Consider the following 8,556-nt stretch of genomic DNA (forward strand, 5'->3'; position numbering starts at 1 on the left):
GAACTGCAGAAGCTCTCGCGGCGTGTGAGCGCGAGCGTGAGCACCGAGCTGACCGAAATCGAGATCGCTATCGTCCAGTCCACGCACGGGATCAGGAACGCGCTGCCACAGCTGAAATGGATCTTGGGGCTGACCTGGGGGGCGATGATCGTGAGCTTAAGCCTGACCGGCTTCTTGCTCTGGCGCTCGACCCAGCCCTTGAGGATCGTGGCGGACATGCCCTTGGAGACGTTCCAGAGCGAGGGGCAGAGCTACCTGGTGGTGCCCGAGAACGCGAAGCCGCTGCAATGCACCACGCCCTCGGGGCGGACGGCGATCTGCCTGCACCTGACGAACGGGGAGTGAGGCATGGACCAGCTCACGGGATTGGAGCGCGCCTTGCTCGAACAGTTCAGGCGCTTGGCGAAAGAGTTCGATCAGTCGCAGAGCGTGTCCGAGAAGTATTCGAAGACGGTGGGCGAATGGTCGCGGAGCATCTCGCAGCGGCAATCGGCGATCGAGGCGCGCTTGACGCAGATCGAAGCCACGCAGCAGCGATTGAGCGCGGGCTTGGAGAGCTTGAACGCGGCGTTAGACAGGCAGACCGCCTCGACCACGCACTTGGTGCAGCAAGTGAACGCGCTCTTGAGCAAACGCAAGAAATAGAGCGGGCCCGAGAGCACGCGCGGGTGCGGGAGCGCGACCACGGGTGGGATCACGAGCTGTAACCCTACCGCCGTCCGATCATTGGTGTCTCCAGGCAGCAGCGTTGCAAAAACGTCAGCCAATCCAAAAAGGTTATGTTTTTCGATCAGAGCCGTCGGTGATCAGAATGACTGATCCGCGGGCCCTGGGAAAAGCCATGTTGATTTCACATAAAAATTTATCATCAGATATCACTTTCGGAGCGAATAAGTAACTTTCTGCTACTTTCTCGTCTCTTTAGATTGCTTTCCAAGTATTGATTAAAGGACAAAAGAATCTCATTGAGCTTTAATAAAGATTTCATGCACTCGTGCCGCTCTCTATCTAAAGCGACCTCAATTGCTGAAATTCCTGCGGGATCTACAATGCCATCGATTACGAATCTCAAGTCTTTGCCCTGAATCGATATCAACACTCTTCCGCTCTCTACTAGCTCTGCTCTTTTGATTTCGCTAAGCATCACTGCATTGCAGAGAGGCTTGGGAACTTCAATTGAAAGCTCGAAACGCGCTTCATTTAAAGCCCCTCCCTTATCCCCTACATTAGCCGCGCAACGGTATAACTTGTCTACATCATGAGCGGAGTTAAACATCCAACCGTTAAGCTCAGCAAATTTTTCGCCGTTCTCTGTGGCCCAGAGATGAACTCCAATTTCACCAGAGCACCCTTGTACATCCGCTACGTACAAAGGGTGATCGTCCGGGCATTCGGTAGGAAAAAGGTGTCTTAATCTTTCATACTCAGGAATAAGATATTTCTCTTTGACAAGATCCTCGTGCATCTCACAGCACAGGCGAAATGCTGTACTGTTTGTGTCATCGGCAAAGAAGGAAAGTGCTTGAGGCACTTCGTTGACCATTACGGTTGTTACGCATCGAGCGGCGAAGTACTCCTGAAACGATCTATGAATATAAAAATAGAAATCTCCCTCCTTTGCAAGAAGGTTAACAGCCTCTAGAACGTCAATTTCAATGCCGCTCCTCTTCTCTTCAGGGATACCAAGGTACTCCATAGAGTCCGAGATGTTGCGGTGAAAATAGTTGTCTCCGAAAGAGGTTTTCTTATCTTGATGAGATAGGAAGGAAAAGACCGAGAAAAATCTTTCGAATTCCAACTGATCTAGCGTTCTTTGCCTTTCATATGCCTGCTTCATGGCGTCATGTTTTCTGAAGAGTGCGTCAAAGCACTGTCTGTAAAAAACACTTAGGCGACTAGGGATCTCTGCGTTTTCACCAAAGGAAACAAGCATCATTAAGGCTAGGAGCGGATTGGATAGAAATTCACGATGGAGATTGAAGAAATCCTCGTCCGCCCGGTTTTGGAATGATCTCTTTGAGTCTGGGTCAAAATCTATTTTATTTATGAGTTCAGAAAATTGGGAAAATGTAAAGGGAGCTACTTTAAGCGTTTGAAATCTTCCCCAAGAAGAAAATCTCTCATCAGGCCTGCCAGTTACAACAATGCTGGTTTTAGAAAAATGCTCACTAAGTTTTATGATTTCTCGTTCAACGTTTCTCTTGTCATTTTGACCAAGCTCGTCGAAGCCATCCAAAAGGACGGTGAAACGACCGTCACCCAAGAGCATCTCAAACTGTCCGGTACTTAGTCTGGCTTCTCCAAAGCAGCTTCCAACTATAAAATCTGTTAATGACCCTTTGCTTAAGTCGATGTTTCTTAGTTCGACTAGAATGGGTATGCTTGAGCCCCTTTTTGCTAGCGAGCGCCAGAGATGGCGCATAAAAATTGATTTGCCAGATCCACCAAATCCTTCGATGGTGAATGCCTCGCCGCTTTCTATTCTTTGAAATAGTTCGTCTTCGCTGATGGACGTGCTGTTATCTAAGAAATTTGAGGAAACGTACACTGTATCAATTGGTACATTCTTGTATATATCTACAATAGTTCTTACTAGGCCTACTTGCTTATACTTTTGAGGTAAGTATTCTTTGAAAGAAATTATGAAGTCGTCGAGCTTCAATGCGACGCTTTCTTTTAGTGGAGATAGCAGAGTGTCTACCCAATTCATCACTTACTCCCATATGATAAGGAAAGCGGTTGCTACAGTTGGAACTATCATGAGTACAGTAGAAAGTATCATTAAAGAAAATATTGGAACCTTTACTATATTGTTGCTTAAATCTTCGCAAGTGTAGGCGCAATAGTATAAATCAACTTGGCGTTTCATTGCTTCGTCAATCATTGCGGAGAAAAGTCTAGGGTTATTTTCGGTAGCTTCCTTCGAAAGTATAGTGACCGAAAGGGAACCATCGTGAACAAGCTCTCTTCCAAGGCGGGGAAGAATAGTTCTCCTCTCCCCTTCAGTAAAATCAACACTGTTGAATATGCTTGTGATCAATTGCTTAGCTTGTAAGTACGGTGGAGATTTTAGCAGTTTATTTTTATTTATCAGAAGCCTCATCAATTGAAACATCTCTACTTCTACGGCTACTTTGCTATTATTCTGCGCAGAGGTGATTGCATAATTCATTGGCCTTAAGCTCTCTTTAATTTGGCGCGGGGCGAGAGCTTGATATAAAAAAGTAGCCACTCCCATAGTTAGCAATCCAAAGTATAGGAATTCTATTGAGTTTGCGTGAGCCCAGTGAAAGAACGTGCCTGGCTTGTTCTCTGCGGTAGTCAGTACGTAAAGACTCCTTAGTCTTGGGGAGAGAGCTGTAGCTATAGTTTCGTTATACAATATAAATGTTCCTACTAGTGGAACTAATATTGTTAATTTCGCTAGGGAAGTATTTCCAATTTGCCCTATAGTTGACCATTTCATGAGGTAGCCTTATTTATTTAACGGTGATCCATGATTTAGACCTTTTCAACTTCTGCGTTCCTTATAGATAAGTTGGCGACAGTTATCTAAAGTTACTCGTGGTTTTGAAACATGCAACGAGCGTTGACGTATGGGTCTTGGCTCAACCAAACCACCACCACCACGTGAGCGCGAGCGCGGCAGTGGCGATTACAGAACACCCGTTATCGGCCGGAGAGCGCCTGGGGGTTGAGCTAGGGGTGAACCGGAGGCCTGCTCAAGAGTGAATAGAAGGAGGAGGACCGCCCTACCGGAGCGGTCTTCCTTTGATCTTCAGGCGGCCGGATATTTCTTGAAGGTTCCGGCTGACGGTGTGCGCACGGTGAACCAGTCAAACTTCTTCACACGCTTCTGTTCTTGCAGATGTCGTGCCCGGTCAGGGAACATCTCATCCCAGCTTGCGATGCCAGTCTCTTGGCTCACGACAACGGCGTTGAGATGAGGCAGATCGTTCTGTTCGCAGAAGCGATGAATATACCCCAAGGGGCCGCCTAAGGTCACACCGGCCCTGCGGTCGTAGCCGAGGAGCTCGGCCAAATCCGCGTATGTAATGAGGCCTGCACCCTTCTCCGACATGTTCTGTTTGAACATGACGTACCCTGTTAGGACCTGCCAAATTCGTTGTGCTCGAGCATACTGGCGCTCTCCACTCTGTTCAAAAAACCGCACCGTCTTCATGTTGATCTCCGCACAACCCGATAGATCAAATATAACCGACTGGTCAAATTTGATCAATCTGTGCTTTTAGACCATATGGGTCGGTGTGGTCAGACCTTCCTCCAAGGCCACCAGCGGCGGGGCGGTGGCTCAGGCTCAGGTGGCAGGACCGCGGGGCGCTCGGCCAAGCGGTCGGTCAGCTTCTCGGCCAAGGCACGCCAGCGGTCGCGGTCCGCTTCGGCCATCTGGGCGCGGGCCTCGGCCGCGCTCACCAAGGCGGCGCGTTCCTCGAGCCGGGCCTCGAGTTGGGCAATGGTCAGCCGCGCCGCCACTAGGTCATCGGCCAAGCTGTCCCGATCCGGCCCGCCGCGGTCCGCCTTGGACAGGTGGGCATCAGGCTGGGCAATATGGGCATCAGAATGGGCATTAGGTGGGCGTTGCTCATTGGGCGCCCACTGGGCACCTGCCCAGTTTTCAAGCTCTTGCCGGATGATCTGCCAGCGGTTTCGATTGTCGCGAAAAGCTGGTAATTCCCCTGCTTCTATGGCGCGCATGATGGTGCGACGGCTGACCTTTGCCAACTGGGCAGCATGGGCAGGGGACAGGTGGGGGGAGGTGGGCGAGCCCAGTGGACGCTCAGTGGGCAAAGTGGGCACGGTAGGGTAGGGCGGAGAGGTCAGGTCTTGCCGCCTTCGATCACGTCCAGCCGGTAACGCTCGACCGCCTGCGCGTGATTGTTCACGTTGCCCCGGAAGGCGCCCTCGGGCGTCACGGTGATGATCTTGTTCCGGCCGCGCTTTACGCGACGGATCGCGCCGACCTCCTCTAGGAGCTTCAGTGCACTCGCCATGTTCGGCGGCTTCGTGTGCGTGATCTCGCAAAGGTCGGCCGCAGACTTGGTGCATTCGTAGCTCTGCCAGGACAGGTGCCGACAGATGATCCAAAGGATCATGCCGGCCTCCTTGGCCTTGGTCGTCGTCGGTGCCGCTTCGAACAGGCGTTCGGTCACGGCGTCCTGATACTGGAAAGCGATGGACACGTTGCCCCCTCCGAAGAAGTCGAACTCGATCTGGTTGCTGGCCGATAGCTCCTTGGCTCCTTGGGCCAACTCGCGGGCCATGGCTGCGCGCTCGGGGCTACTTTCCTGCAACGCTTGTTGGTCCAACAATAGCGCAGCCTGGTCATACGTTCCACGACGACGCAGGGCGCGGTCGGTCAGGTCAGCCGGCGGGTTCGGGTTATGACGCTGGCGTGGTTCCGCAGCGCCGACCAAGACAGCGATGGACTGGACCGGAACGCCATTGCGGCGCTGCGCCTCCTGGGTGGCCTTCGCAAGCTCGATGTCCTCCTGCGACACGCCCGATCGGCGCAGCTCGTGGATGGTCGCTCTCGGCATATCGCGCTCCGATAGTTATCAGTCTGATAACGGTAGTTATCGGTGTGATAACTGTCAATCGGCTTCGCGGCCAGCGTAGCAAGGCCGAAACCGCAGAATCGCTCCAGCGTATCCATGTATCCTAAGAGTATAAGAGGAGGTGTCCCTCTCCATCTTGCTTATGCCGGTCCAGACGGCGGCGCCGCAGGCTGGGGAAGAAGGCCAGCTCGACCCGCTGGATAGGGGTCGAGGTCGAGCCTATGCCTGTTTACGCGGTCGACCGCCCTTGGCCCCATTTGCCCGTGCGGCGGCTGCCTTGGCAGGCGATGTGACCTGTCCTGCCCGGCGGGCCATGTAGGCCTTCGTTCCGAACAGACCCGCCAGCAGGCCGGGCACGGAAAGATCCGCATCGAGGGCTTCCCAATGCAGGCCATAGCCAGCGCCGAGGATCTCGATCGTGGCCAGCTCGTCATCCGTCGCTGTCTCAAGTCCCTGCGCCATACGGGGTGGGAACGCGAAGGTGCAGCCGTTGGTCAGTTCGACGATGATGCGACCGCTTTTCCGGTCGTAGCGTGCAGATGTGGCGCGCGGCTCAGTTTTCTGGGCAAGGCGGCCCCGCTCCAGGGCGGCCTCGATCTCGGCGTCTGTCAGGTCAGCCATGGATTTCCCTCCATCTGGCAAGGAACTGTTCCTGCTGGTCACGGACCAGCTGCACGGCGCGGCGCAGCTCGTTCGCCTTCATGCCTTCGGCCCAGACCAGGGCCGGACTGCCATCAGGCCCGATCAGGTTGATCTTGGCCTGTCCGTCTCCGAACACATGCACATGGGCTGGCTCGTGATCGTCCGTGAAGATGATGACGCGTAGACCATGCGCCCGGTGGATGGTAACCATGACGCAATATAACCCAACACGTTGGGTTTTTAAAGTGGGGCGGCCTGTATTATGGGAGCCGGTGCTGGAGGGCTAGAACAGCTCCAGCTGCTCGGGCCGCAACCAGTAGCCACGCCGCCGCTTCGCTGCCTCCAGCTTCAGGAACGCGCTTGTGGCTTCGTCCTGGGAGGGAAAATAGACGCTGCGAACCTGTCCGGCCTGCCCAATCCGCCCCCATTCCCTCTGAAGGGTCCACTCTCCAAAGAGATTGGGCAGGACCATCAGACGGTAGAACCGCGCCAGGTTCTTCGCAGGATCGCGCTTTTCGAGATAGCTCTGCATCGTGGCCGGCGTATCCCTTCGAGCCCGTTTCCACCAGTTCCGACGGTGCCTCTCATCATCCTTGCTTGCAACTTTTTCGCCAGCGTACTCTCGTGGCCACGGCAAGGCTTCGCCTTGCCTTGACCACTCGCAGCTGGTGAGGGGGCGTGCCGCCCCCTTCAAACCCCCGGCCCCGCGCCACTGGCACGGCGGGACCAGCCCGAACCCCAGCAGGGAGATACCCCTGCACCCCTCTGGAGCCTGCCTGATGGCCGACGACCCTTCCGCTGCCCTCGAACCTGCCCGCTGGATCAAGCTACGGGCCAGCGCGGCGGAGCGGGCACGCTGGCAGGCGCTGGCGGCGAGCCGGGGCATGTCCCTGTCGGAGTTGATCCGGGCCTCCCTGGGTGGCTTGCGGCTGCGGACGCGACGGGAGCCGCCGCCAGTCGCGCCGGAGCTGCTGCGGGAGTTGGCGCGGATCGGGAACAACCTCAACCAGCTCGCGCGGGCCGCCAACCGGCAGGAGCCGGTGACGGCGACGGCGCTGCTGGCCCGGCTGATCGAGATCGACCGCGAGCTTGGGGCGCTCCGGGCGGCGCATACGCGGGCCGATCCGCCGGAGCGCGGCTGATGCTCATCAAGTTCACTAGCGGCGGCAAAGGTGGCGGTGGGACGGTCTGCGATTACCTGCTCGATGCCGGCCGCAACGGGCGGGAGCATTGCCCGCCAGAGGTGATGCGGGGCGACCTGGCGCGGACGCGGGAGCTGATCGACAGCATCGAGCGGCGCTGGACCTACACGCACGGGGTTCTGTCCTTTGCACCCGAGGATGCGCCCACCATGGCCGAGCAGGGGGCGGCAATGGACGCCTTCGAAGCCTTCGCCTTTGCCGGCCTCGATGCCGACCAGTTCGACATTTCCTGGGTGCGCCATCAGCACACCGCGGGCGGGCGGGTGGAGCTGCACTTCGTCACCCCGCGCATGGAGCTTTCCTCCGGGCGGGCGCTCAATATCGCGCCGCCGGGTTGGGAGCGGAGCTTTTCCAAGCTCCGGGACGCGCTGAACCTCCAGCATGGCTGGGCGCGGCCGGACGATCCGGCGCGGGCGCGCGAGATGGCTTTCGAGCTATCGCCGCCCTGGGCGCAGCATGGATTCCACCTGAAAGAGGGCAAGGAGGCCGTCCACGGCTATGTGACGGCCCTTGTCGAACGCGGGGCGATCCATGACCGCGCCAGCCTGGTCGATGCGCTGACCGAGGCCGGGCTGGAGGTCACGCGGACGGGCAAGGACTACGTGACCGTGCGCGATCCCGACACCGACGAGCGCCTGCGGCTCAGGGGCCGCATCTACGAGAAGGACTGGAGCGATGACGCGGAGCTTGGCCGAGCGGCTGCACGAGAGGTTGGAGAGCCAGACGGCCGAGATCGCGGCCTTGACCGAGAACGAACTGCAGAAGCTCTCGCGGCGTGTGAGCGCGAGCGTGAGCACCGAGCTGACCGAAATCGAGATCGCTATCGTCCAGTCCACGCACGGGATCAGGAACGCGCTGCCACAGCTGAAATGGATCTTGGGGCTGACCTGGGGGGCGATGATCGTGAGCTTAAGCCTGACCGGCTTCTTGCTCTGGCGCTCGACCCAGCCCTTGAGGATCGTGGCGGACATGCCCTTGGAGACGTTCCAGAGCGAGGGGCAGAGCTACCTGGTGGTGCCCGAGAACGCGAAGCCGCTGCAATGCACCACGCCCTCGGGGCGGACGGCGATCTGCCTGCACCTGACGAACGGGGAGTGAGGCATGGACCAGCTCACGGGATTGGAGCGCGCCTTGCT

At 56.7% G+C, this 8,556-nt stretch carries 13 protein-coding genes and 1 pseudogene; 4 read left to right on the forward strand and 10 right to left on the reverse strand.

Annotated elements, in window-relative coordinates; genetic code table 11:
• A partial coding sequence (locus CK240_RS19035; protein ID WP_205957898.1) for a hypothetical protein occupies window positions 1-218 on the reverse strand: 218 nt, incomplete at its 3' end.
• On the opposite strand from CK240_RS19035, the gene CK240_RS19485 reads away from it, so the two are divergent.
• Window positions 217-345, forward strand: a complete 129-nt coding sequence (locus CK240_RS19485; protein WP_276305742.1) for a hypothetical protein — start codon at window positions 217-219, stop codon at window positions 343-345. The genes CK240_RS19035 and CK240_RS19485 overlap by 2 nt on opposite strands.
• 3 nt (window positions 346-348) lie before the next feature.
• On the forward strand, window positions 349-645 hold the full coding sequence (locus tag CK240_RS16725; RefSeq protein WP_095641445.1) for a hypothetical protein: 297 nt from the start codon (window positions 349-351) through the stop codon (window positions 643-645).
• A gap of 223 nt (window positions 646-868) precedes the next feature.
• Here CK240_RS16725 and CK240_RS16730 read toward each other — a convergent pair whose 3' ends face one another.
• The 9 genes and pseudogenes from CK240_RS16730 to CK240_RS16760 form a co-directional block, all read right to left on the reverse strand.
• The gene (locus tag CK240_RS16730; RefSeq protein ID WP_095641446.1) at window positions 869-2,710 is read right to left on the reverse strand and encodes an NACHT domain-containing protein; all 1,842 of its coding nucleotides are present in this window, start codon (window positions 2,708-2,710) and stop codon (window positions 869-871) included.
• Window positions 2,711-2,713: 3 nt separating this feature from the next.
• Window positions 2,714-3,466 carry a hypothetical protein gene (locus tag CK240_RS18380; protein ID WP_135058881.1) on the reverse strand — a complete coding sequence of 251 codons (753 nt, stop codon included), beginning with the start codon at window positions 3,464-3,466 and terminating at the stop codon, window positions 2,714-2,716.
• Between the two features lie 312 nt (window positions 3,467-3,778).
• Window positions 3,779-4,240, reverse strand: coding sequence for a hypothetical protein (locus CK240_RS16735; RefSeq protein ID WP_135058882.1), 462 nt, complete (start codon window positions 4,238-4,240; stop codon window positions 3,779-3,781).
• A gap of 32 nt (window positions 4,241-4,272) precedes the next feature.
• The gene (locus CK240_RS19330) at window positions 4,273-4,509 is read right to left on the reverse strand and encodes a hypothetical protein (protein WP_240517540.1); all 237 of its coding nucleotides are present in this window, start codon (window positions 4,507-4,509) and stop codon (window positions 4,273-4,275) included.
• Window positions 4,510-4,638: 129 nt separating this feature from the next.
• Window positions 4,639-4,818 (reverse strand): annotated as a pseudogene (locus CK240_RS19625) (helix-turn-helix domain-containing protein); the annotation flags it as partial.
• A gap of 20 nt (window positions 4,819-4,838) precedes the next feature.
• A complete protein-coding gene (locus tag CK240_RS16745) occupies window positions 4,839-5,558 on the reverse strand; it encodes a helix-turn-helix domain-containing protein (protein ID WP_095641449.1) in 720 nt (239 codons plus the stop codon).
• A gap of 237 nt (window positions 5,559-5,795) precedes the next feature.
• Window positions 5,796-6,197, reverse strand: coding sequence for a DUF2442 domain-containing protein (locus CK240_RS16750; protein ID WP_095641450.1), 402 nt, complete (start codon window positions 6,195-6,197; stop codon window positions 5,796-5,798).
• Window positions 6,190-6,429, reverse strand: a complete 240-nt coding sequence (locus CK240_RS16755) for a DUF4160 domain-containing protein (RefSeq protein ID WP_095641451.1) — start codon at window positions 6,427-6,429, stop codon at window positions 6,190-6,192. The genes CK240_RS16750 and CK240_RS16755 overlap by 8 nt, the downstream gene beginning before the upstream one ends.
• A 72-nt stretch (window positions 6,430-6,501) precedes the next feature.
• On the reverse strand, window positions 6,502-6,750 hold the full coding sequence (locus tag CK240_RS16760; protein WP_095641452.1) for a WGR domain-containing protein: 249 nt from the start codon (window positions 6,748-6,750) through the stop codon (window positions 6,502-6,504).
• A gap of 247 nt (window positions 6,751-6,997) precedes the next feature.
• On the opposite strand from CK240_RS16760, the gene CK240_RS16765 reads away from it, so the two are divergent.
• Window positions 6,998-7,360: a MobC family plasmid mobilization relaxosome protein gene (locus CK240_RS16765; protein ID WP_095641453.1), complete on the forward strand. Its 363-nt coding sequence runs from the start codon at window positions 6,998-7,000 to the stop codon at window positions 7,358-7,360.
• Window positions 7,360-8,556, forward strand: a 1,197-nt coding sequence (locus tag CK240_RS16770; RefSeq protein ID WP_095641454.1) for a relaxase family protein, incomplete at its 3' end; no start/stop codon positions are given. The genes CK240_RS16765 and CK240_RS16770, both read left to right, overlap by 1 nt.

The organism is Paracoccus salipaludis (assembly GCF_002287065.1).
Lineage (GTDB): Bacteria > Pseudomonadota > Alphaproteobacteria > Rhodobacterales > Rhodobacteraceae > Paracoccus > Paracoccus salipaludis.